The organism is Methylobacterium sp. M6A4_1b (assembly GCF_053345175.1).
In genome coordinates this window covers 75,856-98,573 of the sequence record NZ_JBKEZQ010000005.1, presented here as the reverse complement: position 1 = coordinate 98,573, position 22,718 = coordinate 75,856, and the positions used below count along the sequence as shown (strand labels likewise).

Below are 22,718 nucleotides of genomic sequence, written 5' to 3'. Positions count from 1 at the left end.
ACCGTCTCCCGCAGAGGGGAGCGGGCGATGCGCAACGGGCGCCGGGATCAGGAAAGACCAAGCGCATGAACGTGAACGGATCGATCCGAGCGATGCCTCCGAAACCGGTCTCCACCGCGTCTTCGCGCGAGAAGGCTCCGATCCTCCGGGCCACCGGCCCGGACAAGCCGCCGCGCAGCCTCCCGGCTGCCGCACCCACCTTTCCCTTCTCCGCGATCGTCGGCCAGGACGAGATGCGCCGGGCGCTCCTCATCGCGGCCGTCGACCCGTCCGTCGGCGGCGTGCTGGTCTTCGGCGACCGCGGCACAGGCAAGTCCACGGCGATCCGGGGGCTCGCCGCCCTGCTGCCACCGATGGCGGCGGTGGTGGGCTGTCCCTATGCCTGCGATCCCGGCCGGCCGGTTGAGCACTGCCACCACTGCCGCGCGCAGGCGGTGCTGCGTGCCGAGTCCGTTCCGGTCCCGGTGGTGGATCTGCCGCTGGGCGCCACGGAGGACCGGGTGGTCGGCGCCCTCGACCTGGAGCGCGCCCTGACGCGCGGCGAGAAGGCCTTCGAGCCGGGTCTTCTGGCGCGGGCCAACCGCGGCTTCCTCTACATCGACGAGGTCAACCTCCTCGAGGACCACCTCGTCGACCTCCTCCTCGACGTGGCCGCCTCCGGCGTGAACACCGTGGAGCGCGAGGGCCTGAGTATCCGCCATCCCGCCCGGTTCGTCCTCGTCGGCAGCGGCAATCCGGAGGAGGGCGAGCTGCGGCCCCAGCTCCTCGACCGCTTCGGCCTCGCGGTCGAGGTGACGACGCCCACGGACCTGCCGACCCGCATCGACGTGGTCCGCCGCCGCGACGCCTACGAGCGCGATCCGGCGGCGTTCTGCGCGGGCTACGCCAAGGCCGACCGCGCCATCCGCAAGGCGCTCACCGCCGCCCGCGCGCGCCTTCCCGCACTCAGTGTCCCCGACGCCACCCTGGAGGCCGCCGCGCGGCTCTGCCTCGCGCTGGGCACCGATGGCCTGCGCGGCGAACTCACGCTGATGCGCACCGCCCGGGCGCTCGCCGCCTACGAGGGCGCCGAGACGGTGGACCTCGACCATCTGGCGCGGATCGCCCCCTCGGCCCTGCGCCACCGCCTGCGCCGCAACCCCCTCGACGAATCCGGCTCCACCGCGCGCGTCGCCCGCGCCGTCGAGGACCTCCTCGCCCGATGAGCCCCGCCCGATGAGCTCGGCCTGGGCCGACGCCCTGCGCGTGGCGGGCCTCGCCGCCGCCGATCCGCACGGCTGCGGCGGCGTCCTCGTCCGGGCCGGGGCCGGTCCCGTGCGCGACCTCTGGCTCGACCACCTCGCCCGCGTGCTCGGACCCGGCCGGCCCCCGCGCCGGATGCCGGCGGGGATCGCCGACGACCGCCTTCTCGGCGGCCTCGACCTCGCCGCGACCCTCGCGGCGGGGCGGCCGATCGCCCAGTCCGGGCTCCTCGCCGAGGCCGACGGCGGGTGCGTGGTCGTGCCGATGGCCGAGCGCCTGTCGCCCGGCACCGCCGCCCGCCTCGCCGCGGTCCTGGATGCGGGCGAGGTCCGGGCGGAGCGCGACGGACCGGCCGCCCGGGCACCGGCGCGGATCGGCCTGATCCTCCTCGACGAGGGGGAGGGCGACGACGCGCGGGTTCCCGAGGCCCTGGCCGACCGCCTGGCCTTCCGGCTCGACCTCACCACCCTCGCCTGGGGCGACACCCAGGGAGATCCGCCGGAAACCGCACCGGACCCGGCCGCGCCGGACGTCGATCCCGACAGCGCGGTCGCCGATCTCTGCGCGGTCGCGGCCGAACTCGGCATCCTCTCGCTGCGCGCACCCCTGCTGGCGCTGCGGGTCGCCCGCCTGCTGGCGGGGAGCGGGAAACTCCGCGCGGAGGACGTGCGCGAGGCCGTCTGCCTCGTCCTCGCCCCCCGCGCGACGCGCCTGCCCCCGAGCACGGAAGCGGCGCCGGCCGCGCCCCCGGAGCGACCCGAGCCGCCCGCGCCGGACGAGTCCGCGCCCTCCGATGCCGGCCTCGAACCGGGTGCGGAAAGCCTCGTCGAGGCCGCCCGCGCGGCGATCCCGCCGGATCTTCTCGCTCGCCTCGCCCAGGCCGGCGCGGCGCCGTCGTCGCCGAAAGCGGGCCGCGTCGGCGCGGTGATGCAGGCGCCCCGCAGCGGGCGCCCGGCCGGAACCCGGCCCGGCTCGCCCCGCACCGGCCGCCTCGCGCTCCTGCCAACCCTGCGGGCCGCCGCGCCCTGGCAGCGCCTGCGGGCCGGCGCGCAGGGCTCCCCGCGCCTGATCGAGGTGCGCAGCGCCGATTTCCGCATCACCCGGTTCCGGCAGCGCAGCGAGACCACCACGATCTTCGCCGTGGATGCCTCCGGCTCGGCCGCACTGGAGCGCCTCGCGGAAGCGAAGGGCGCGGTCGAACTGCTCCTGGCCGAGGCCTATGTCCGACGCGACAAGGTCGCCCTGGTGGCCTTCCGGGGGAGCGGGGCCGAGGTGGTGCTGGCGCCCACCCGCGCCCTGGCGCGCGCCCGGCGCGGCCTCTCGGCCCTGCCGGGGGGCGGGGGCACGCCCCTCGCCGCCGGCCTCGACGCGGCCGGCGACCTCGCGCGCGCCGTCCGGCGCGGCGGCGGGACCCCGGTCGTGGTGGTGCTCACCGACGGGCGCGCCAACATCGCCCGCTCCGGTGCGTCCGGCCGAGCCGCGGCCGGCGCCGAGGCCCTGAACGCCGCCGGCCTCCTGCGCGCCGCCGACATCCGTTCGATCCTCATCGACACCGCCGCGCGGCCTCAGGATGCCGCGCGGCGCCTCGCCGAAGCGATGGGCGCGCGCTATGTCCCGCTTCCCTACGCCGATGCCGCGGCCATGAGCACCGCGATCCGCTCGGCACGCTGAAGGATTCGCGATGCCTGCGCCGAGCGACCGGCCCCAATGGGAGCGCGACGGCGCAGATTGGCCCAACCGCGCCGCGAGCCGGTTCGTCCGTGCCTCCGACCTGACCTGGCACGTGCAGGAATTCGGGGCACCCGAGGCCCCCGTCGTCCTGCTCCTGCACGGCACCGGCGCGGCCACCCATTCCTGGGCCGGTCTCGCGCCGCTCCTCGCCGAGCACTTCCGGGTCGTGGCCCCGGACCTGCCCGGCCACGGCTTCACCGATCCGCTGCCCGCCGGACGCCTGTCCCTGCCCGGAATGGCCGCGGCGATCAGCGACCTGCTGCGCACCCTCGAGATCGCACCGGACCTCGTGGTCGGCCATTCCGCCGGCGCGGCGATCCTGGTGCGGCTCTGCCTCGACGGCCTGAAGCCCCGCCTGCTGGTCGCCCTCAACGGTGCGCTGACGCCCTTTCCCGGACTCGCCTCGGTGCTGTTCCCGGGGCTCGCCCGGATGCTGTTCCTGAACCCCGTCACCCCGCGGATCTTCGCCTGGACCGCCGACCGCCCGGCGGTGGAGCGCCTGATCCGTGGAACCGGCTCCCGCCTCGACGCCCGCGGCCTCGACCTCTACCGGCGCCTCTTCCGCCGCCCGGGCCACGTCGCCGGCGCCCTCGGCATGATGGCGAACTGGAACCTCGCCGCCCTCGACCGGGACATCGGCCGGCTCGCGGTGCCGACGCTGCTGCTCGTCGGCGGGGACGACAAGGCCATCGCCCCCGAGACCGCCTTCGCCCTGAAGGACCGGTTGCCCGACGCCCGGGTCCGCCTCATCCGCAACCTCGGGCACCTCGCCCACGAGGAGGCGCCGGACCGCATCGCCGCCGAGATCGTCGCGGCCTACCGGCATCAGGCCGCCGAGCGCTCTACGGCGGGGGCTTGACGCGGAGGCGGCCCGGCCGCACCGACGGGCGCAGGATGTCCGCTGCGGGCTGTCCGGAGACGGCGCCGGCCCGGCGCCCGTCCGCGAGGTTTTCCCCCATGGCCCTGTCGCCCCTCACGCTCACCGGCCGGCATGTCGAACTCGTGCCCCTGGCGCAGGACCACGCCGAAGCCCTGTCCGACGCGGTGCGCGACGGCGACGTCTGGCGCCTGTGGTACACGGCCATTCCCGCCCCGGACCGGATGGCGGCCGAGATCGCGCGCCGGCTCGACCTGCAGGCGACGGGCACGATGCTGCCCTTCACCGTCCTCGACGGCCCCGGCGGACGCCCCGTCGGCATGACCACCTACATGAACATCGACGCCGCCGGGCCGCGGGTGGAGATCGGCTCGACCTGGTACGCCGCCCGCGTCCAGCGCACCCACCTGAACACCGAGGCCAAGCGCCTGCTGCTCGCCCACGCCTTCGACGGGCTCGGCTGCCTCGCCGTCGAGTTCCGCACCCATGCGATGAACCAGGCGAGCCGGCGGGCGATCGAGCGCCTGGGCGCGCGGCTCGACGGCATCCTGCGCCACCACCAGCGCCTCGCGGACGGTTCCCTGCGGGACACCTGCGTCTACAGCATCGTCGCGCCGGACTGGCCGACCGTGCGGACCCACCTGACCTGGCAGCTCGAGAAGCCGCGTTAGCGCGGCCCGGCCTGCCGCCCCGTCGGGGGATCGCGATGCCGATACCAGTCCCAGAGGAGATACGCCGGCAGGGGAAGGACGATCGCGAAGAAGATCCAATCGAACATCTGCGGCATGGCGGAATCCTCTCGTTCGGCGGTGTCGTGATATCGACCCGTCGCCGCGCACGAATGTTCCCCGATGATCGGCAGCGCCGCCGGCCCACGATTTGCAGCGTTCTGGCGACGCCGATCTCCGATGAAGGGAGTCTCGGCCCGCAAGGCTGGCCGGAACGCGGATCCCGCTGCCGGCCGCCCCCGACCTCTCACGCAGGTGGATCACGAAGGTGCCCGGAACCACGAGCCTCCTCGCCTTCGCGGCGATCGCCCTCGGCATGGCCCTGACGCCGGGGCCGAACATGATCTACCTGATCTCGCGCTCGATCTGCCAGGGACCGCGGGCGGGCCTGATCTCGCTGGGCGGCGTCGCCCTCGGCTTCGTGGTCTACATGCTCTGCGCCGCCTTCGGCATCACCGCCCTCGTCCTGGCGGTGCCCTATGCCTACGATGCGATTCGCCTGATGGGCGGGCTCTACCTGCTCTGGCTCGCGTGGCAGGCGGTCCGGCCGGGCGGACGCTCGCCCTTCGAGGTCAAGGCCCTGCCGAAGGACAGCCCCCGCAAGCTCTTCCTGATGGGGCTCCTGACCAACCTGCTGAACCCGAAGATCGCGGTGATGTACCTGTCGCTGCTGCCGCAGTTCATCGATCCGGCGCGCGGCAGCATCTTCGCCCAGGCCCTGAGCCTCGGGGCGATCCAGATCGTGCTGAGCGTCCTGGTCAACGCCTTGGTCGCGGTCTCGGCCGGATCGATCGCCCGGTTTCTCAGGCACCGGCCGTCCTTCGCCACCGTCCAGCGCTGGATCATGGGAACCGTCCTGGCGGGCCTCGCGGTGCGGATGATGACCGAGGCGCGGCGCTGACGCCGAACCCCATCAAGGCTGACGACGCGCGCGAGCCGTATCTGCAAGATCTGTTTCGAGCGCCATTCACGGTCTTTCCGCGATCCGTGCGGACGGGGTGCTGAATTCGATGATGCCAGCGCACACGAATGACACGAAGGATCCGAACAGCACCGACAACGACACCGATTTGTCGAACAAAACGACATATCCCGATGTTTCGCTGATCCAAGTGAACATGGCAGCTGCACCAATGGGTATTGCCGTCAATACTCTAACGATCTTGCTTTTGATGAAAAAGGCTAGATACTGATATAGGAAGCCACTGAGCAGTGCCGGAATGATACCGATGCCATAGGAGACAACTATAATCATGTATAGATTGATCTGAAATATATTGGGATCCCATTCGATGAAGGAGCGAACGCAAAAATAGACCAGTGAACCAATGAGTGGCCCTGCGAGCGCGTAGATGGCGAGCGATTTGAAGAAGTTGTTCATCGGGTATGTCCCGGAGGGACTCAGCGAAGGGGTCGGAAGGTTCGATGCCACCCGTCCGAGCGACACGCTCACCTGAGCCGTCCCTGTCTAATGACACAAGATGTACAGATCACCGCTAAGACGTAGTTCACTCAGGGCTGTATCCTCGAGTGTGCACAGTCAATTTTCTTAGCGATAGAATGCGCCCGTCGCTGAAGTCAGAGCACGAGGGACGTCATCGCCAGCGTAGCAACGGGAGGCGAAATCAACGCTTGCGCCCGACGCCTCCCCGCGAATAGTGTCAGCCTATGTTGACACTCGCCGACCCGCCGAGCCTTGCGACGACCCGGTCCCACCGCCCGCACGCGGTGGTGATCGGGAGCGGCTTCGGGGGTCTGGCGGCGGCGGTGCGCCTCGGCGCGCGCGGCTATCGGGTGACGGTGCTGGAGCGCCTGGAGCAGCCCGGCGGCCGGGCCCGGGTCCACCGGCAGGACGGCTTCACCTTCGATGCCGGGCCGACCATCGTGACGGCGCCGTTCCTGTTCGAGGAGCTGTGGAGCCTGTGCGGACGGCGCATGGCCGACGACGTCACCCTGGCGCCGATGCTGCCCTTCTACCGCATCCGGTTCCCCGACGGCGCCACCTTCGACTACAGCGGCGATCCGGATGCCATGCGGGCCGAGGTGGCGCGGTTCTCGCCCGAGGACGTCCCCGGCTACGAACGCTTCATGGAGCGCAGCGCCGCGATCTGCCGGGTCGGGTTCGAGGAACTGGGGCACGTCGCCTTCTCGTCGGTCCGCGACATGCTGCGGATCACGCCCTCCCTGCTGCGCCTCGGCGGCCATCGCTCGGTCTACGACCTCGTGGCGCGCCACATCCGCGATGAGCGCCTGCGCACCATCTTCAGCTTCCACCCCCTGCTGATCGGCGGCTCGCCCTTCCGGGCCAGCGCCATCTACTGCCTGATCGCCCATCTGGAGCGCCGCTGGGGCGTGCACTTCGCCATGGGCGGCACCGGCCGCCTGGTCGACGGCCTCGTCAAGCTGATCGAGGGACAGGGCGGAGCCATGCGCTACCGGGCGGAGGTCGCCCGGATCGACGTCGCGGCGGGCTGCGCCACCGGGGTGACGCTGGCCGACGGCACCCGCATCGCCGCCGACATCGTCGTCTCGAACGCCGATTCCGCCGAGACCTACCTGACCCTCCTGGGCGGGGAGGGCCGGTCCTGGCACCGGGCGAAGCTCAAGGCCTCGTCCTCCTCCATGGGCCTGTTCGTCTGGTACTTCGGCACGAACCGGCAGTTTCCCGACCTCGCCCACCACACCATCCTGATGGGGCCGCGCTACCGCGAACTCATCGAGGACATCTTCGTCCGGAAGGTGCTGGCGCCGGATTTCAGCCTCTACCTGCATCGCCCCACCGCCACCGACCCGCTCCTGGCGCCCCCGGGCTGCGATGCGTTCTACGTGCTGGCGCCGGTGCCCAACCTCGCCGGCGGGCAGGACTGGTCGGCGCTGGCCGAGCCCTACCGGAAGGCCATCGCCGACAGCCTGGAGGCCTCGGTGATGCCGGGTCTTTCGGAATCGATCGTCACCTCCCGCATCACCACGCCGGCGGATTTCGCCGACGACTTCCTGAGCTTCCGCGGCTCCGGCTTCGGCCTGGAGCCCGTGCTGACGCAATCGGCCTGGTTCCGGCCGCACAACGCCTCCTCGGCGTTCCGAAATCTCTATCTCGTCGGCGCGGGCACCCATCCGGGCGCCGGGCTTCCCGGCGTTCTGTCCTCGGCCAAGGTCCTCGACACGGTGGTGCCGGATGCGCGTCTGTTCGCCTGATATCGCCCGGCCCGAGGTGACCCTCTTCGACGCCGTCCGGCGCGCGCCGGCCCGCGCGCCGCTCTGGGCGACGCCCCACGCGGATGCGGCCGATCACGCCGCCTGCCGGGCCGCGATCCGCGACGGCTCGCGCAGCTTCTTTGCCGCCTCCGCCCTGCTGCCGGCGCGGGTCCGGCGGCCGGCCTACGGGCTCTACGCCTTCTGCCGCCTGTCCGACGACGCGGTCGACGACGCCCTGGCCCGGGACCGGCCGGCGGCCCTGGGCCGCCTCGCCACGCGCCTCGCCCGCATCTACGACGACGCCCCCTGCGACGCGGCCGCCGACCGGGCCATGGCCGACCTCGTGGCCGTGCACAAGCTGCCCCAGGCCCTGCCGGCCGCCCTCATCGAGGGTCTGGCCTGGGATGCCCAGGGGCGGCGCTACGAGACCCTGTCCGACCTCACCGCCTACGCGGCCCGGGTCGCCGGCAGCGTCGGCGCGATGATGACCGTCCTAATGGGCGTGCGCGACGGCGCCGTCCTGGCCCGCGCCTGCGACCTCGGCGTCGCGATGCAATTCACCAACATCGCCCGCGACGTCGGCGAGGACGCCCGGGCCGGGCGGCTCTACCTGCCGCTGGCCTGGCTGCGCGAGGCCGGCCTCGACCCGGACGCCTTCCTGGCGAACCCCGTCGCCGGCCCGGAACTCGGGGCGGTCGTCGGACGCCTCCTCGCCGTCGCCGAAACACTCTACCTGCGCGCGGAAGCCGGCATCCCCGGGCTGCCCATCGATTGCCGGCCCGCCATCCGCGCCGCCCGCCTGATCTATGCGGAGATCGGCCGCGACCTCGAGCGCGGCGGGCTCGATCCGGTCTCCACCCGCGCCCGCGTTCCCGGCCGCCGCAAGGCCGCGCTGATGGCCCGCGCCCTGCTGCCGCTCGCCGCCGTGCCCGCCCACTCCGCGCCGGCCCTGGCCGAGACCGCCTTCCTGGTGGAGGCCGTCGCCGCCCAGCCCGTACCTTCGGCGCCGGCCTGGTGGAACGTTCCCGGCCAGGTCGCCCGGGTCCTCGACCTCATCGAGACCCTGCGCGAGCGCGAGGGCGCCGTGCCGGTCGGTCCGTGACCGACCCGCTCTTCGCCGCCTTCGACATCGGCCTGGTCTTCGCCCTCGCCCTCGGGTTGGCGATCTGGCAACTCGTCGTCCTGAAGCGCGGCATCCGGCGCGACCGGGCAGAGGCGGAACGCGCCGCGGCCGAGCGGGCGAAGGGCCCGCCGGCCTGATCCGTATCAGCGCGTCCGGCGCGGCATCCGGAACGGCAGCATCAGCCGCACCAGCGGGTGACTGTAACGCGTGAGTGACAGACTCTCGTGGATCGGCCGGACCGACTCGCCGCGCAAGGTCGACCGTATACACGAGCGCGCATAGAAGGGCGTGTCCTCGAAAGTGCGCGCGACCTCGACACGTTCATCGTCGCTGCGCGTGTCGCGCGGCATCCGCCAGAAACGCGTCGGCGGCAGCGCGACCCGCCGCGGCGGGTCGATGTCCCGGGGCGTTCCGTCGGCGGCGAAGCACAGGGTCAGCTCCTGCCGGGTGCCATCGGTCCGGTTCACGTCATAGAGGATCGCCGCCCCGTCACGCAGGTCGGCCCGGCACCAGGTCCAGTCGCGAAAGGCCGCCTCCAGCGAGGTGTCGCCGTGGTTGGTGTCGAAGTAGGCGGTGCCCTTCCAGGCGACCCCCGGCTCCTCCAGGGCCACCTCCACGGGCGAAGAGGGCGCCATCGGCCACCAGCGGTGCTGGCCCAGGGCGTCGAGGCGGTGCGGCCCCGGCGTGAACCCGCCCGGGCGCAGGCGCACGGTCCCCCGGACCCGCGAGGGGATCGGCGCCGTCACCTCGTCCAGGCGGATCGTCAGCGTGGTGCCGTCCCACGACAGGCCGCTCGGCCCGATCTGGATGTGATCGGCATCGCGGCTCAGGCTCGCGCGGCCCCGCTCGGTCATGCAGAAGCGGTTGGCCCGCTCCCCGTAGAGCACGACGTTGACGGCGCAGTGATTGAAGGGATCGCGGGTCGGATCCCAGGCGTAGTAGGGCGAGAAGACGCTTCCGATGAAGGCGATGATGGTGAGGCCCTGGCGTCCGTCCTCGCTCAGGGCATCGACGTACCACCAGACGTAGCCGTCGCGATCCACCCGCGTATCGAAGCGCGGGCGCCACTCCGGTCCCGCAGCAGGCTGTCCGCCGCGATCCGCCCGGACTGCGCCGCCATCGGCACCCCCGGCCCCGGATGCACGCTCCCCCCCGCGAGGTAGAGGCCCGGAATCCGCGTGCGGGCGCCCGGGCGCTTGAACGACGCCATCCAGCCGTGGGACGCCCGCCCGTAGAGCGCCCCCCCCGATCCCGGGAACAGGCGCGCGAACTCCGCCGGTCCCGTCGTCACCGGCGCCGCGGTCTCCGAAAGAGTCAAACCGCTCGCGCTCAGGCGCCGCCGCATCGTGGTCACGCATGTCTCGATCTCCGAGGGGCTGAAGGTCCGGGGCGGGGCGTTGACGAGGCAGAGCAGGCGCTCGGGCCGGCCCGACGGCGCATTCGCCTCGTTCCGGTCCTGCGCGCAGACGTAGACGGTGGGATCGTCCGGCAGGTGCCCGCCACCGATGCGCGCGAACTCGGCCGCGTAGTCGCTAGAGAAGAACACCGTGTGCCGTGACAGCGGGAAGCCGTCGGCACGCGCCTGCAGGCAGAGGGTGACCGCCGAGAGCGAACGGTCGGCGGCTGGAACGGTCTCCGCCGCCCGAGCGGCGTCGCGTCCGAGGAGGCCGTCGGCCAGGGCCGCCACGTCGGCATTGCAGACCACGGCATCCGCCGGCAACCGCTCACCGTCGTCGAGGTCGACGCCGACGACGCGGCCGCCCTGCAGGGCGATGCCACGGGCCGTAGTTCCGTAACGGAACCCGGCGCCGCGCTCCGCCGCCAGCTCGGCCACCGCGCCGGCGAGCCGGCTGAGGCCGCCGGCCACGTGCCAGACGCCCTGGCTCTCCACATGCGCCACCAGCATCAGGGTCGCAGGCGCGGCGAAGGGCGACGAGCCGCAATAGGTCGCGTAACGGCCGAAGAGCTGTCTGAGGCGCGGATCGGCGAAATAGTCGCCGAGGGCGCGCCAGAGCGTTGTGAAAGGCTGGATCCGCCAGAGGTCGCCCATGCCGGAAAGCCCTGCCCGACGCGTCAGGTCGATCGGGCTCGGGCGTTCGCCGCGGATGAACGGCCCTTCCAAGGTGGCGTAGACCTCGGCGGCCCGGGCGCGGAAGCGACGGTATCCGTCACGCTCGCGCGGCCCGGCGAACGCCCCGATCGCCGCTTCCGAGGCGTCCGGGTCTGCGTGGAGATCCAGTTGCTCGCCCGGACCCCAGGCATGACGGGCCAGGATCGCGGCCGGTTCCAGCCCGACGTGGGCGGCGAGGTCGGCGCCGCACTCGGCGAAGATCTCCTCGAAGACCCAGCGCATGGTGAAGACGGTGGGCCCGGCATCGATGGCGGTGCCGCCCACGGGAACGCGGCGCATCTTGCCGCCCGGTCGCTGACCGGCCTCCAACACCGTGACGTCGAGCCCAGCGGCGGCGAGCTTCAAGGCCGCCGCGAGACCCCCGATTCCGGCGCCGATGATGACAACCTTCACCCAGGTTTCTCCGTCATGCGGTTCTGTCTTGACGACTGTCAATAAATCCTGACACTTTGTCATAGCAAGAACAAGTGACATCGGAGAGACGGCCAATGGACGCCAACCGTCGCATCGAGCAGGCCCTCGACACCGCCGTGGCCCATCTCGAGGCCCCAGGAGCTCCACCACGACTCGCGGAATCGATCCGCTATGCTGTCTTCCCAGGTGGACACCGGATCCGTCCGCGCCTCTGTCTCTCGGTCGCTCGCGCCTGCGGGGACGACGATCCGTCGGCCTCGGACGCTGCGGCTGCGGCGATCGAACTTCTGCACTGCGCTTCGCTGGTGCACGACGATCTGCCCTGCTTCGACGATGCACCGGTCCGGCGCGGCCAGCCTTCGGTCCATGCGGCGTTCGGCGAGCCCCTGGCGGTGCTGACGGGGGATGCGCTGATCGTCTCGGCTTTCGAGACTCTTGCCCGGGGTGCGGCGCGCAGCCCCCAGCGTCTGGCCGCACTGGTCGGCCTCGTCGCCCGGGCGGCCGGCTCGCCTTCCGGTATCGCCGCGGGACAGGCCTGGGAATCCGAACCGACCGTGGCGCTCACGGAATACCAGCAGGCCAAGACCGGGGCCCTGTTCGCCGCCGCGACGGTGACGGGGGCGGCTGCGGCCGGCGCACCGTCGCTACCCTGGCGACTCCTGGGGGAATGCCTCGGGGAAGCCTATCAGGTGGCCGACGACCTGCGCGATGTCGCCTGTCGCCAGGAAGAGGTCGGCAAGCCCGTCGGTCGCGATTCGACGCTCGGCCGGCCGAACGCCGCTGCGCTTCTCGGCATGGGTGGGGCGCTGGCACGTCTGAAGCGCCTCGTGCGCGAGGCCGTCGACGTGATTCCCGACTGTCCCGGTGCGGAGGTCCTCCGTGCCGAGATCGTGGCGCAGACGCGCCTCTTCCTTCCCGCGAGCCTTGCGCAGGAACTGGCCTGACGTGGCGCGTAGCGTCACACTCGATCCCCAGGTTCCGCCCGGCACCGGCGGGCTTCTTGCCCGATGGTATGCCCTCCGGGCCCGCATCGTGGCCGACCCGCGGTTCCAGCGCTGGGCCGCGGCCTTCCCGCTGACGCGAGGCATCGCGCGTTCGAATACGCGAGCGCTGTTCGATCTCTGCGCCGGGTTCACCTACTCGCAGACGCTCCTCGCCTGCGTCCGGCTGGATCTCTTCGGCTGGCTCTCAAATGGACCGATGTCCGAAGCGGTCCTGGCCGCGCGCATGGGGCTGTCGTCCGAGGCCGCGGCGCGACTCCTCAAGGCGGCGGCCTCGCTGCGCCTGATCCGGCGCCTGAGCGATGGCCGTTACCTTCTGGCGGATCTCGGTGCCGCCCTGGTCGGCAATCCGTCGATTGGCCGAATGATCGAGCACCACGCCCTGCTCTACGACGACCTGCGCGATCCCGTTGCTCTCCTGCGCGGGGAAGCGGGCCGGACTCGTCTCGCGGGCTATTGGCCCTACGCGAGTGAAGACGGGGCCGGCCTGCAGACGGATGCGATCGCGCCCTATAGCGGTTTGATGTCGGCGTCACAGGCCTTGATTGCCGAAGATATCCTCGACGCCTACCCGATGCGGCGCCACGCCTGCCTGATGGATGTCGGCGGTGGCGAAGGCGCCTTTCTGATGGCGGCAGGCCGAACGGCACCTGCCCTCCGGCTCCGGTTGTTCGACCTGCCGGCGGTCGCCCGACGCGCGCAGGGACAACTGGCGCGGGCTGGGTTCGACGGTCGCTTCGAGACCTTCGGCGGCAGCTTCGTTTCCGATCTCCTACCGCCCGGCGCCGACGTCATCTCCCTGGTGCGGGTCGTTCACGATCACGACGACGCGACCGTCCGGATCCTGCTGAGGGTCGTCCGGGATGCGCTGCCACCGGGCGGGCGCCTGGTTCTCGCCGAACCCATGAGCGGCACGCCCGGCGCCGAACAGGTCACCGATGCGTATTTCGGATTCTACCTCCTGGCGATGGGCAGCGGTCACTGCCGAACCCGAGAGGAGCTGACCGCGCTGCTTGCCGAAGCAGGCTTCAAGCGGACCCGCGAGGTTTCCACCCGGCGCCCGCTTCTCGCCCGCCTTCTGGTGTCCACGCGATAAGGCGTCCGCAAGTGTAACTTTGCCTTGACGTTTAGAAGTGTCTATCTAGGATGACACAACAGGTTCAGAACGAAACGAACCGAGTCGGTGGATCAGGGGAGGGAAGTTTCGATGCAGACGAACGCCGTCGTTCTCCACGATCCCGGCAAGCTCAGCATCGAGAGCCTGGCGCTCGACGATCCCACCTCGGTCGACGCCGTGGTGGCCGTGCGCTGGAGCGGGATCAGCACAGGAACCGAACGCCTGCTCTGGTCCGGCCGGATGCCTCAGTTTCCCGGCATGGGCTACCCGCTGGTGCCCGGCTACGAGTCCGTCGGCGAAGTCATCGAGGCGGGGGCCGGCAGTGGAGTTCGGGTCGGGCAGACCGTGTTCGTCCCCGGCGCCCGCTGCTTTGGCCCGGTGCGCGGGTTGTTCGGCGGGGCGGCATCTCATCTCGTCAGTGCCGGTGATCGACTGGTTCCGATCGGCGATGCGTTGGGTGAGCGCGGAACCCTGATCGCGCTGGCCGCCACCGCCCGCCATGCCCTCGCAGGCATCGATCTGCAACGTCCCCTCTTGATCGTCGGCCACGGCGTCCTTGGACATCTCGTCGCGCGGATCGCCGTGGCGCTCGGCGGGAGCCCCCAGGTGTGGGAGACCAACCCCGTCCGCCGCTCGAACGGCGATGCCTACCTGGTCGTCGCTCCCGATGCGGATACCCGGCGGGACTACGCGACGATCCTCGATGTCAGCGGCGACCCCGCGATCCTCGATACGGCCATCACGCGCCTCGCCCAAGGCGGCGAGATCGTCCTCGCCGGTTTCTACGAGGGCCGACTCGGGTTCGATTTCGCCCCGGCCTTCCTGCGCGAAGCCCGCATCCGCGTCGCTGCCCAATGGCGACCGGAAGACCTCACGGCGACCCTCGCGCTGATCGCTGCGGATCGTCTCTCCCTCGACGGCCTCGTCACCCATCGGCGACCGGCCACGGACGCTCCCGATGCCTACCGAACGGCCTTCGGCGAGCCCGAGTGCCTGAAGTTGATCCTGGATTGGAGAGCCGCATGAACATGCAGCTGAGTGGCGCCGCCCTGAAGGCCTCCGAGGCCCTGCGCACCGAGGCCGGCATCGAGCCGGATCCCGTGCCGGTCGCCGCCACGAAAGCCACGCAGATCATCGCGATCTACGGCAAGGGCGGTATCGGAAAGTCGTTCACCCTCGCCAATCTCAGTTACATGATGGCCCAGCAGGGTAAGAAGGTCCTGCTCATCGGGTGCGATCCAAAGAGCGACACCACCTCGCTGCTGTTCGGCGGACGCGCGTGCCCGACGATCATCGAGACTTCGACCCGGAAGAAGCTCGCCGGCGAGCAGGTCGCGATCGGCGACGTCTGCTTCAAGCGCGATGGCGTCTACGCCATGGAGCTCGGCGGTCCCGAGGTCGGGCGTGGTTGCGGCGGACGCGGCATCATCCACGGTTTCGAGCTGCTGGAGAAGCTCGGCTTCCACGAGTGGGGCTTCGACTACGTCCTCCTCGACTTCCTCGGCGACGTGGTCTGCGGCGGCTTCGGCCTGCCGATCGCCCGCGACATGTGCCAGAAGGTCATCGTCGTCGGTTCGAACGACCTGCAGTCGCTCTACGTCGCCAACAACGTTTGCTCGGCGGTGGAATACTTCCGCAAGCTCGGCGGCAATGTCGGTGTCGGCGGCCTCGTCATCAACAAGGACGACGGAACTGGCGAGGCGCAGGCCTTTGCGGCAGCGGTCGGGATCCCGGTCCTCGCTTCAATCCCGGCCGACGACGACATCCGCAAGAAGAGCGCGAACTACGAGATCATCGGCCGGCCCGAGAGTCCCTGGGGCTCGCTGTTCGCAGATCTGGCTCAGAACGTACACGAGGCGGCCCCGAACCATCCGACGCCCCTCAGCCAGGACGGGCTGTTGGGTCTGTTCAAGGGCGAAGCCGTCGGACGCGGCGTCACCCTGGTGCCCGCCACCTTCGAGGACATGTGCGGCACGACGCAGATCGTGAAGCCATCCCTCGAAGTCGTCTACGACGAGGTCTGACGCATCATGGCCGTCACCCTCGACATCGCCGATCTTCGTGCCCGCAAGGAGCGCCCGGCATCGAGCCTGGTCCCGGTGCCTTCCACTTCGGCCGCGGTCTTGAACCACGCGGCTGTGAAGGGGGACGGCCTGGGCTGCCATTCCGGCAAGGACACGCTGCGGGCGGCCGCAGAGGCCGCCGGCATGTCCGACACCCTGGAGCAACTCCGGAAGGACTATCCGACCGGCCCGCACGATCAGCCCCAGAGCATGTGCCCGGCCTTCGGCTCGCTCCGGGTCGGCCTGCGGATGCGCCGCACGGCGACGATTCTCTCCGGCTCGGCGTGCTGCGTCTACGGCCTGACCTTCACCGCGCACTTCTATGGAGCCAAGCGGAGCGTGGGCTACGTGCCCTTCAACTCCGAGACTCTCGTGACGGGCAAGCTGTTCGAAGATATCCGCGAAGCGGTCTTCCAGGTGGCCAAGCCCACCGAATACGACGCCGTCGTCGTGATCAATCTCTGCGTGCCAGCGGCCTCCGGCGTGCCGCTGCGCCTATTGCCGAAGGAGATCGACGGAGTCCGCATCATCGGGATCGACGTTCCCGGCTTCGGGGTCCCCACCCATGCCGAGGCCAAGGACGTCCTGGCGGGCGCGATGCTGAAGTTCGCGCGCAGCGAGGCCGAGCAGGGACCCGTCCAGCCGCCCCGCGCCGGTCGGTCCGAGCGCCCGACCGTGGCCCTTCTCGGCGAGATGTTCCCCGCCGATCCGGTCGTCATCGGCGGCCTGCTGGAGCCTCTGGGCCTGAGTGCCGGTCCCGTGGTGCCCACAAGGGAATGGCGCGAGCTCTACGCGGCGCTCGACTGCACCGCCGTTGCGGCGATCCACCCCTTCTATACCGCTTCGCTCCGCGAGTTCGCGGCGGCCGGGCGGCCGATCGTCGGCTCGGCACCCGTCGGGCACGACGGCACCGCCGATTGGCTCGATCGCATCGGCGAGGCCTGCGCCGTGCCGCGCGCCACCGTGGAGGCCGCCAAGAACCGCATCCTGCCCATGATCAGGGGTGCGCTCGATGCCAGCCCCATTCGGGGACGGATCACGCTGTCGGGCTACGAAGGCTCCGAACTGCTCGTCGGCCGCCTTCTCGTGGAGAGTGGTGCGGACCTCGCCTATGTGGGCACCGCCTGCCCACGTACGCCCCATTCCGAGGCCGACCGGGACTGGCTGGAGGCCCGCGGCGTCACGGTGCGCTACCGGGCGTCCCTCGAGGACGACCTCGCGGCCCTGATGGATGTCCGGCCCGACCTCGCCATCGGCACCACGCCCGTGGTGCAGAAGGCCAAGGCGCTCGGCATTCCGGCCCTCTACTTCACCAACCTGATCTCGGCCCGTCCGCTCATGGGCGTGGCGGGAGCCGGTTCCCTCGCCAAGGTCATCAATGCCGCGCTTGGCAACCGCGCGCGCTTCGATGCCATGCGGGACTTCTTCGACGGCGTCGGCGAGGGCCATGCCGCCGGCATCTGGGAAGACGTACCGAAGCTCCGTCGAAACGTCGCTTCCGAGGTACGAGCGAAGCCCACCCACGATCCGATCGGGGAGATGGCCTGATGCTCGTCATCGATCACGACCGGGCGGGCGGCTACTGGGGCGCCGTCTACGTCTTCACCGCCATCAAGGGCCTGCAGGTCGTCATCGACGGTCCGGTGGGCTGTGAGAATCTGCCGGTGACTTCGGTGCTGCACTACACCGACGCCCTGCCGCCGCACGAACTGCCCATCGTGGTCACGGGCCTGGCCGAGGAGGAACTCGGCCGCCACGGCACCGAAGCCGCGATGAAGCGGGCGCACGCCACCCTCGACCCGACCCAGCCGAGCGTGGTCGTCACCGGCTCCATCGCAGAGATGATCGGCGGCGGCGTGACGCCGGAGGGCACCAACCTTCAGCGCTTCCTGCCGCGCACCATCGACGAGGACCAGTGGCAGGCTGCCGACCGAGCGATGGCCTGGCTCTGGAACGAGTACGGCGCCAAGCGTTTCGCCAAGAAGGGCATTCCTGCCCGACCGGAACGCCAGGAGGGCGTGAAGCCGCGGGTGAACCTGATCGGGCCTGCCTACGGCACCTTCAACATGCCCTCCGACCTTGCCGAGATCCGCCGGCTGGTGGAGGGCATCGGCGCCGAGGTGAACCTCGTTTTCCCCCTCGGCTCGCACCTCGCCGACGTGCCGGCCCTGGTGAATGCCGATGCCAACATCTGTCTCTACCGCGAGTTCGGCCGCCTGCTCTGCGAGGCCCTGGAGCGTCCCTACTTCCAGGCGCCCATCGGCATCCACTCGACGACGCGGTTCCTGCGTGCCCTCGGCGAGGCGCTCGGCCTCGATCCGGAGCCCTTCATCGCGCGGGAGAAGCACACCACGATCAAGCCGATCTGGGACCTCTGGCGCTCGGTGACGCAGGATTTCTTCGGAACGGCGAGCTTCGGGATCGTGGCCTCGGAGACCTATGCGCGGGGGGTCCGGCACTTTCTCGAGGACGAGATGGGACTGCCCTGCCATTTCTCGGAATCCCGCAGGGCGGGCGCGAAGACCGACAACGCTGCCATTCGCGAGATGATCGCGAAGAATCCACCCCTGGTTCTCTTCGGATCCTTCAACGAGCGGATGTACGCGGCCGAAGCGGGCGCCCGCGCCGTCTTCGTGCCGGCCTCCTTTCCCGGGGCGATCATCCGGCGGTACACCGGCACGCCCTTCATGGGCTTCGCCGGCGCGACCTACCTCGTCCAGGAGGTCTGCAACGCGCTCTTCGAGATGCTCTTCCACATCCTGCCGCTCGCGCGCGACATGGACAAGGTGGAGGCGACCCCAGCGCGCCTTCATCGCGAGCTGCCGTGGGACGAGGCCGCCCGCGCCCGTCTCGACGAACTCGTCGAGGCCCATCCCGTGCTAGTGCGTATCTCGGCGGCCAAGCGCCTGCGCGACGCAGCCGAGCGCGTCGCCCGGTGCGAGAGCGGAACACGTGTCGTCGTCGGCCATGTCGAGCGCGCGCGCGCCGAAGCCAGCCTGGGAGCCGCCGCATGAGCGCGCAACCCCGGCTCGACCCCCATTCCCTTTCCGGCTGGTACGGTGCGGCGCCGTCCAGCCGGTCTATGCCGACCCCGCGCGTCCTGAACCGGATGCGTCCTGCCGCGGAACGCCAGGAGGAGACTCATCCCATGCAACGTTCGTTGAATCCGGTGTCGCGTCTGCATCAGGACGAGGTCCAGTTTCGGATCATCCTGGCCTCCACCTACCCGTTCTTCCTGGTCGCCGCGCTCGCGCAGCGCGTGATCCCGCAGGCCAAGAGCACGCTGCCGCAGCAGCAACGCTCGGTTTTCGCGGAGGCGCGGGCCATGGCCGTCTCGGCGATCCCCTTCGTCTTCATGGGGTGACCCCCAGGGAGAATCCGCGGTGCCGCTGCGGGGCCTCCCTGACCTGATTTGCCCTCGGGTCGAGGCACTATGCCCGCCCCCGATCGACCTCCCGTCCGAACAGGCGGGAAGGACCGCCGAAGCCGCGCTGCGCGGCCGCAGGCGCACCCCGCCGTCTCCCGTCCCACGGGCGCGGCTAGTCAAAGCGGAGGTTTGAACCGATGGCCAATGGCATTGTCGAAAAACCGAGCAGCCTGTCCGGGCTGACGGAACCGGAAGCCAAGGAGTTCCACGCGATCTTCTTGACGAGCTTCATCATCTTCACGGCGATCGCCGTGGTCGCCCACATCCTCGTGTGGCTGTGGCGCCCGTGGCTGCCCGGACCGAAGGGCTACGCCGCCCTCGAGACGGCTGCCCAAGGCGTCGTCTCCCTGCTCTCCTGAGAAGGACCCCCATCATGCACAAGGTCTGGCTTCTCTTCGATCCGCGCCGCACCCTGGTGGCGCTCTTCACCTTCCTGTTCATTCTGGCGCTGCTGATTCACTTCATCCTACTCAGCACCGACCGGTTCAACTGGCTGGAAGGCCCCAAGGCGCCGCGTGCCGCCAACGCGCAGACGCTGGTTCTGCCGACGATGCCTGCCTGACCAGGCCGGTATCAAAAGCAGAGTCCCTCGAAAACGGATGATCGGCGGGCTGGCCACGAGCCACCCGTCGACCATCGCCGACAAGACTGGTGATGGGCCTGGGAGGTCGCGATGGCGATGCTGAGTTTCGAACGAAAATACCGCGTCCGCGGCGGCACGCTGGTCGGCGGAGACCTGTTCGATTTCTGGGTCGGGCCGTTTTATGTCGGCTTCTTTGGCGTCACGACGCTATTCTTCTCGGTGCTTGGCACTGCTCTGATCATCTACGGCGCGGCGCTCGGGCCGACCTGGAACATCTGGCAGATCAACATCGCGCCCCCCGATCTGAAATATGGGCTCGCTCTGGCCCCCCTCCAGGAAGGCGGCCTCTGGCAGATCATCACCTTCTGCGCCGTGGGCGCCTTCTCCTCCTGGGCTCTCCGCGAGGTCGAGATCTGCCGTAAGTTGGGCATCGGCTACCACGTGCCCTTCGCCTTCTCGGTTGCGATCTTCGCCTATGTCACGCTGGTTGTGATCCGGCCGCTGCTGATGGGTGCTTGGGGGCACGGCTTCCCCTACGGTATCCTCTCCCATCTCGATTGGGTCTCGAACACCGGCTACCAGTACCTGCACTTCCACTACAATCCGGCGCACATGTTGGCGGTGACGTTCTTCTTCACCACGACGCTGGCGCTCTCGCTCCACGGCTCATTGATCCTGTCCTCCACCAATCCTGGCAAAGGCGAGGTGGTGAAGACCCCAGAGCACGAGGACACCTTCTTCCGCGACACCATCGGCTACTCGATCGGAACCTTGGGCATCCACCGGCTCGGCCTCTTCCTGGCCTTGTCGGCGGGGTTCTGGAGCGCGGTCTGCATCGTCATCAGCGGTCCCATCTGGACCCGTGGCTGGCCCGAGTGGTGGGGCTGGTGGCTCAATCTCCCGGTCTGGCGCTGATCTCGAAAAAGGGAGGCTCGTGACACCATGGCCTACTACCAGAACATCTTCTCCGAAGTTCAAGTCCGCCCGATCTCGCCGGACCTCGGCATCCCGGTCGACTCGAACAAGCGCTGGGGCACCCCGTTCAACTCCTACCTGTTCGGCCTCATCGGCAACGCCCAGGTCGGCCCGATCTATATCGGTTATCTCGGGGCGCTCTCCTTCGCCTGCGGCCTGATCGCCTTCGAGATCATCGGCCTCAACATGTGGGCGAGCGTAAATTGGGATCCGATCCAGTTCGTGCGCCAGCTTCCCTGGCTGGCCCTCGAACCACCTCGACCGCAATACGGCCTGCGGGTCCTGCCGCCCCTGGCCGAAGGCGGGTGGTGGCTGATCGCCGGTTTCTTCCTCACCGCATCCGTGATGCTCTGGTGGCTGCGCCTGTTCCGCCGCGCCAAGGCGCTCGGCCTCGGTTACCACGTGCCCTGGGCCTTCGCCTCGGCGATCTGGCTGTTCCTGGTCCTCGGCTTCATCCGGCCGGTGCTGATGGGGTCCTGGAGCGAGGCGGTGCCCTTCGGCATCTTCCCGCACCTCGACTGGACCGCCGCGTTCTCGCTGCGCTACGGCAACCTGTTCTACAATCCCTTCCACATGCTCTCGATCGTCTTCCTCTACGGGTCGACATTGCTCTTCGCGATGCATGGTGGGACCATCCTTGCGGTCAGCCGCTTCGGCGGCGAGCGTGAGATCGACCAGATCGTCGACCGCGGTACCGCCACCGAGCGCGCCGCTCTGTTCTGGCGCTGGACCATGGGCTTCAACGCCACCATGGAGTCGGTCCACCGCTGGGCCTGGTGGTTCGCGGTCCTGACGACGCTCACCGGCGGCATCGGCATCCTGCTCACTGGCACGGTCGTCGACAACTGGTACCTCTGGGCGGTCAAGCACGGCGTCGCCCCGTCCTATCCGCAAGTCTATCCGCCGGTCATCGATCCGCTGAGCGTGTCACCCACCAGCATTCCCGGGGGAGCTCCATGAAGACCTTCTTCACCGTCCTCGGAGCCTCCATCGCCTTCTTCCTCACGGTGGCGATGGTGGGGTTGACCGATTGGGATCGACCGCCGCTGGCGGTCCATCAGAACGGCTTTCGCGGCACCGCGATGGCGCAGGTCCACACCCGCGAAGGGGTCGAGGCAACCAAGGCAGCCAACCTCGCGCCGGCACCCGCCGATCCGGCCGAGCCCGGCGAGGAACTCGCCGGCACGACCTACGAAAACGTCCAGGTCCTCAAGAACGTCAGCGTCAATGAGTTCAATCGGCTGATGGCTTCGATGACCGAATGGGTCAGCCCCGAGCAGGGCTGTACCTACTGTCACAACACAGAGAACATGGCCGACGACAGCCTCTATCAGAAGAAGGTCGCGCGCCGGATGCTGCAGATGACGCAGCACATCAACAGTTCTTGGAAGGAAAACCACGTCGGTGGTGCCGGCGTCACCTGCTACACCTGTCACCGCGGGCAGCCGGTGCCGGCCAATATCTGGTTCACCCAGCCGGGTCCGAACCGCCCAGGCGGTTTCATCGCCCGCAACATTGGGCAGAACATGGCCGCACCCTCGGTCGGCCTGGCTTCGCTGCCCTACGATACCCTCACCGAGTATCTCGCCGACAAGAACATCGACAACAATGCGATCCGGGTGAACGCGACGACGGCGCTGCCGACGACGAAGGGCAAGCCGATCCAGGATGCCGAGAAGACCTACGGCTTGATGATCCACATGTCGGAAGGTCTCGGGGTGAACTGTACCTTCTGCCACAATACCCGGGCGATCTCGAACTGGTCGCAGAGCACGCCGCAGCGGACCACCGCTTGGCACGGCATCCGGATGGTGCGGGACATCAACGGCAACTACCTCGATCCGCTGCTGTCGACCTTCCCGCCGAACCGCCTCGGCGCCCTCGGCGACGTGCCGAAGGTGAATTGTACCACCTGCCACAACGGGGTCAGCAAGCCGCTGAACGGGGCTCACGTGGTCGATGCCTACCCGGAACTCGCGAAATCCACCGAGACCGTGGGTGCGGCTGACCCCAAGGCGCCCGACACGACCGCTCCGATGCAATCGCCGGTGCCTGCGCCACAATAGACAGAGTAGATTGCTGTGAAACGAGAAACGCCGCTGGGACCAGCC

General features: G+C 69.7%; 23 protein-coding genes. 20 read left to right on the top strand and 3 right to left on the bottom strand.

What is annotated here, in order from left to right; translation table 11 throughout:
* The first annotated feature begins 92 nt into the window (after window positions 1-92).
* The 5 genes from bchI to ACLBWX_RS07265 all read left to right on the top strand — a co-directional run bounded on the left by bchI (window position 93) and on the right by ACLBWX_RS07265 (window position 5,479).
* The gene (gene bchI / locus ACLBWX_RS07285; protein ID WP_447676404.1) at window positions 93-1,205 is read left to right on the top strand and encodes a magnesium chelatase ATPase subunit I; all 1,113 of its coding nucleotides are present in this window, start codon (window positions 93-95) and stop codon (window positions 1,203-1,205) included.
* 10 nt (window positions 1,206-1,215) lie between these two features.
* Window positions 1,216-2,913, top strand: a complete 1,698-nt coding sequence (locus ACLBWX_RS07280) for a magnesium chelatase subunit D (RefSeq protein WP_447676403.1) — start codon at window positions 1,216-1,218, stop codon at window positions 2,911-2,913.
* A gap of 10 nt (window positions 2,914-2,923) precedes the next feature.
* A complete protein-coding gene (gene bchO / locus ACLBWX_RS07275) occupies window positions 2,924-3,832 on the top strand; it encodes an alpha/beta fold hydrolase BchO (RefSeq protein WP_447676402.1) in 909 nt (302 codons plus the stop codon).
* A gap of 98 nt (window positions 3,833-3,930) precedes the next feature.
* Window positions 3,931-4,521, top strand: coding sequence for a GNAT family N-acetyltransferase (locus ACLBWX_RS07270; RefSeq protein ID WP_447676401.1), 591 nt, complete (start codon window positions 3,931-3,933; stop codon window positions 4,519-4,521).
* Window positions 4,522-4,846: 325 nt separating this feature from the next.
* On the top strand, window positions 4,847-5,479 hold the full coding sequence (locus tag ACLBWX_RS07265; protein WP_447676400.1) for a LysE family translocator: 633 nt from the start codon (window positions 4,847-4,849) through the stop codon (window positions 5,477-5,479).
* Between the two features lie 66 nt (window positions 5,480-5,545).
* On the opposite strand, the gene ACLBWX_RS07260 is transcribed toward ACLBWX_RS07265, so the two are convergent.
* A complete protein-coding gene (locus ACLBWX_RS07260; protein ID WP_447676399.1) occupies window positions 5,546-5,959 on the bottom strand; it encodes a hypothetical protein in 414 nt (137 codons plus the stop codon).
* Window positions 5,960-6,246: 287 nt separating this feature from the next.
* On the opposite strand from ACLBWX_RS07260, the gene ACLBWX_RS07255 reads away from it, so the two are divergent.
* Genes ACLBWX_RS07255 through ACLBWX_RS07245 form a run of 3 tightly spaced genes read left to right on the top strand, consistent with a single transcriptional unit; the run spans window position 6,247 to window position 9,033 of the window.
* The gene (locus tag ACLBWX_RS07255) at window positions 6,247-7,773 is read left to right on the top strand and encodes a phytoene desaturase (protein ID WP_447676398.1); all 1,527 of its coding nucleotides are present in this window, start codon (window positions 6,247-6,249) and stop codon (window positions 7,771-7,773) included.
* On the top strand, window positions 7,754-8,875 hold the full coding sequence (locus ACLBWX_RS07250) for a phytoene/squalene synthase family protein (protein ID WP_447676397.1): 1,122 nt from the start codon (window positions 7,754-7,756) through the stop codon (window positions 8,873-8,875). The genes ACLBWX_RS07255 and ACLBWX_RS07250 overlap by 20 nt, the downstream gene beginning before the upstream one ends.
* A complete protein-coding gene (locus ACLBWX_RS07245) occupies window positions 8,872-9,033 on the top strand; it encodes a hypothetical protein (RefSeq protein ID WP_181259591.1) in 162 nt (53 codons plus the stop codon). Before ACLBWX_RS07250 ends, ACLBWX_RS07245 begins: the two co-directional genes overlap by 4 nt.
* Before the next feature lie 6 nt (window positions 9,034-9,039).
* Here the strand turns inward: ACLBWX_RS07245 and ACLBWX_RS07240 are convergent, their stop codons facing one another.
* Window positions 9,040-9,939 (bottom strand): carotenoid 1,2-hydratase, encoded by a 900-nt coding sequence (locus ACLBWX_RS07240; RefSeq protein WP_447676396.1) that lies wholly within the window; start codon window positions 9,937-9,939, stop codon window positions 9,040-9,042.
* Window positions 9,897-11,483 (bottom strand): 1-hydroxycarotenoid 3,4-desaturase CrtD, encoded by a 1,587-nt coding sequence (crtD, locus tag ACLBWX_RS07235; RefSeq protein WP_447676395.1) that lies wholly within the window; start codon window positions 11,481-11,483, stop codon window positions 9,897-9,899. Before crtD ends, ACLBWX_RS07240 begins: the two co-directional genes overlap by 43 nt.
* Before the next feature lie 32 nt (window positions 11,484-11,515).
* Here crtD and ACLBWX_RS07230 point away from each other — a divergent pair, with 32 nt between their 5' ends.
* The 12 genes from ACLBWX_RS07230 to pufC all read left to right on the top strand — a co-directional run bounded on the left by ACLBWX_RS07230 (window position 11,516) and on the right by pufC (window position 22,673).
* On the top strand, window positions 11,516-12,385 hold the full coding sequence (locus tag ACLBWX_RS07230; RefSeq protein ID WP_447676394.1) for a polyprenyl synthetase family protein: 870 nt from the start codon (window positions 11,516-11,518) through the stop codon (window positions 12,383-12,385).
* A 1-nt stretch (window position 12,386) separates the two neighbouring features.
* Window positions 12,387-13,538 (top strand): methyltransferase, encoded by a 1,152-nt coding sequence (locus tag ACLBWX_RS07225; RefSeq protein ID WP_447676393.1) that lies wholly within the window; start codon window positions 12,387-12,389, stop codon window positions 13,536-13,538.
* A gap of 111 nt (window positions 13,539-13,649) precedes the next feature.
* Entirely contained in the window at window positions 13,650-14,585 is a 936-nt protein-coding gene (bchC, locus tag ACLBWX_RS07220) for a chlorophyll synthesis pathway protein BchC (protein ID WP_447676392.1), read from the top strand.
* On the top strand, window positions 14,582-15,583 hold the full coding sequence (locus ACLBWX_RS07215) for a chlorophyllide a reductase iron protein subunit X (protein WP_447676391.1): 1,002 nt from the start codon (window positions 14,582-14,584) through the stop codon (window positions 15,581-15,583). Before bchC ends, ACLBWX_RS07215 begins: the two co-directional genes overlap by 4 nt.
* A gap of 6 nt (window positions 15,584-15,589) precedes the next feature.
* Window positions 15,590-17,170 carry a chlorophyllide a reductase subunit Y gene (gene bchY, locus ACLBWX_RS07210; RefSeq protein ID WP_447676390.1) on the top strand — a complete coding sequence of 527 codons (1,581 nt, stop codon included), beginning with the start codon at window positions 15,590-15,592 and terminating at the stop codon, window positions 17,168-17,170.
* Window positions 17,170-18,636, top strand: coding sequence for a chlorophyllide a reductase subunit Z (gene bchZ, locus ACLBWX_RS07205; protein WP_447676389.1), 1,467 nt, complete (start codon window positions 17,170-17,172; stop codon window positions 18,634-18,636). The genes bchY and bchZ overlap by 1 nt, the downstream gene beginning before the upstream one ends.
* Window positions 18,637-18,770: 134 nt before the next feature.
* Complete coding sequence (locus ACLBWX_RS07200; RefSeq protein ID WP_447676537.1) at window positions 18,771-18,986, top strand: hypothetical protein; 216 nt, start codon at window positions 18,771-18,773, stop codon at window positions 18,984-18,986.
* Window positions 18,987-19,186: 200 nt separating this feature from the next.
* Entirely contained in the window at window positions 19,187-19,408 is a 222-nt protein-coding gene (pufB, locus tag ACLBWX_RS07195) for a light-harvesting antenna LH1, beta subunit (protein WP_055956020.1), read from the top strand.
* A 14-nt stretch (window positions 19,409-19,422) separates the two neighbouring features.
* Window positions 19,423-19,611, top strand: coding sequence for a light-harvesting antenna LH1, alpha subunit (pufA, locus tag ACLBWX_RS07190; protein ID WP_018043293.1), 189 nt, complete (start codon window positions 19,423-19,425; stop codon window positions 19,609-19,611).
* A gap of 111 nt (window positions 19,612-19,722) precedes the next feature.
* A complete protein-coding gene (gene pufL, locus ACLBWX_RS07185) occupies window positions 19,723-20,547 on the top strand; it encodes a photosynthetic reaction center subunit L (RefSeq protein ID WP_056467695.1) in 825 nt (274 codons plus the stop codon).
* Window positions 20,548-20,574: 27 nt separating this feature from the next.
* Window positions 20,575-21,567: a photosynthetic reaction center subunit M gene (gene pufM, locus ACLBWX_RS07180; RefSeq protein ID WP_447676388.1), complete on the top strand. Its 993-nt coding sequence runs from the start codon at window positions 20,575-20,577 to the stop codon at window positions 21,565-21,567.
* A complete protein-coding gene (gene pufC / locus ACLBWX_RS07175; RefSeq protein WP_447676387.1) occupies window positions 21,564-22,673 on the top strand; it encodes a photosynthetic reaction center cytochrome PufC in 1,110 nt (369 codons plus the stop codon). The genes pufM and pufC overlap by 4 nt, the downstream gene beginning before the upstream one ends.
* Window positions 22,674-22,718: the final 45 nt, after the last annotated feature.

Excerpts from the sequence above, each read along its gene's own strand:
- bchI (WP_447676404.1), top strand. The coding sequence starts at position 93 with ATGCCTCCGAAACCGGTCTCCACCGCGTCTTCGCGCGAGAAGGCTCCG.
- ACLBWX_RS07280 (WP_447676403.1), top strand. The coding sequence starts at position 1,216 with ATGAGCTCGGCCTGGGCCGACGCCCTGCGCGTGGCGGGCCTCGCCGCC.
- bchO (WP_447676402.1), top strand. The coding sequence starts at position 2,924 with ATGCCTGCGCCGAGCGACCGGCCCCAATGGGAGCGCGACGGCGCAGAT.
- ACLBWX_RS07270 (WP_447676401.1), top strand. The coding sequence starts at position 3,931 with ATGGCCCTGTCGCCCCTCACGCTCACCGGCCGGCATGTCGAACTCGTG.
- ACLBWX_RS07260 (WP_447676399.1), bottom strand. The coding sequence starts at position 5,959 with ATGAACAACTTCTTCAAATCGCTCGCCATCTACGCGCTCGCAGGGCCA.
- ACLBWX_RS07255 (WP_447676398.1), top strand. The coding sequence starts at position 6,247 with ATGTTGACACTCGCCGACCCGCCGAGCCTTGCGACGACCCGGTCCCAC.
- ACLBWX_RS07250 (WP_447676397.1), top strand. The coding sequence starts at position 7,754 with ATGCGCGTCTGTTCGCCTGATATCGCCCGGCCCGAGGTGACCCTCTTC.
- crtD (WP_447676395.1), bottom strand. The coding sequence starts at position 11,483 with ATGACAAAGTGTCAGGATTTATTGACAGTCGTCAAGACAGAACCGCAT.
- ACLBWX_RS07230 (WP_447676394.1), top strand. The coding sequence starts at position 11,516 with ATGGACGCCAACCGTCGCATCGAGCAGGCCCTCGACACCGCCGTGGCC.
- bchC (WP_447676392.1), top strand. The coding sequence starts at position 13,650 with ATGCAGACGAACGCCGTCGTTCTCCACGATCCCGGCAAGCTCAGCATC.
- ACLBWX_RS07215 (WP_447676391.1), top strand. The coding sequence starts at position 14,582 with ATGAACATGCAGCTGAGTGGCGCCGCCCTGAAGGCCTCCGAGGCCCTG.
- bchY (WP_447676390.1), top strand. The coding sequence starts at position 15,590 with ATGGCCGTCACCCTCGACATCGCCGATCTTCGTGCCCGCAAGGAGCGC.
- bchZ (WP_447676389.1), top strand. The coding sequence starts at position 17,170 with ATGCTCGTCATCGATCACGACCGGGCGGGCGGCTACTGGGGCGCCGTC.
- ACLBWX_RS07200 (WP_447676537.1), top strand. The coding sequence starts at position 18,771 with ATGCAACGTTCGTTGAATCCGGTGTCGCGTCTGCATCAGGACGAGGTC.
- pufB (WP_055956020.1), top strand. The coding sequence starts at position 19,187 with ATGGCCAATGGCATTGTCGAAAAACCGAGCAGCCTGTCCGGGCTGACG.
- pufA (WP_018043293.1), top strand. The coding sequence starts at position 19,423 with ATGCACAAGGTCTGGCTTCTCTTCGATCCGCGCCGCACCCTGGTGGCG.
- pufL (WP_056467695.1), top strand. The coding sequence starts at position 19,723 with ATGGCGATGCTGAGTTTCGAACGAAAATACCGCGTCCGCGGCGGCACG.
- pufM (WP_447676388.1), top strand. The coding sequence starts at position 20,575 with ATGGCCTACTACCAGAACATCTTCTCCGAAGTTCAAGTCCGCCCGATC.
- pufC (WP_447676387.1), top strand. The coding sequence starts at position 21,564 with ATGAAGACCTTCTTCACCGTCCTCGGAGCCTCCATCGCCTTCTTCCTC.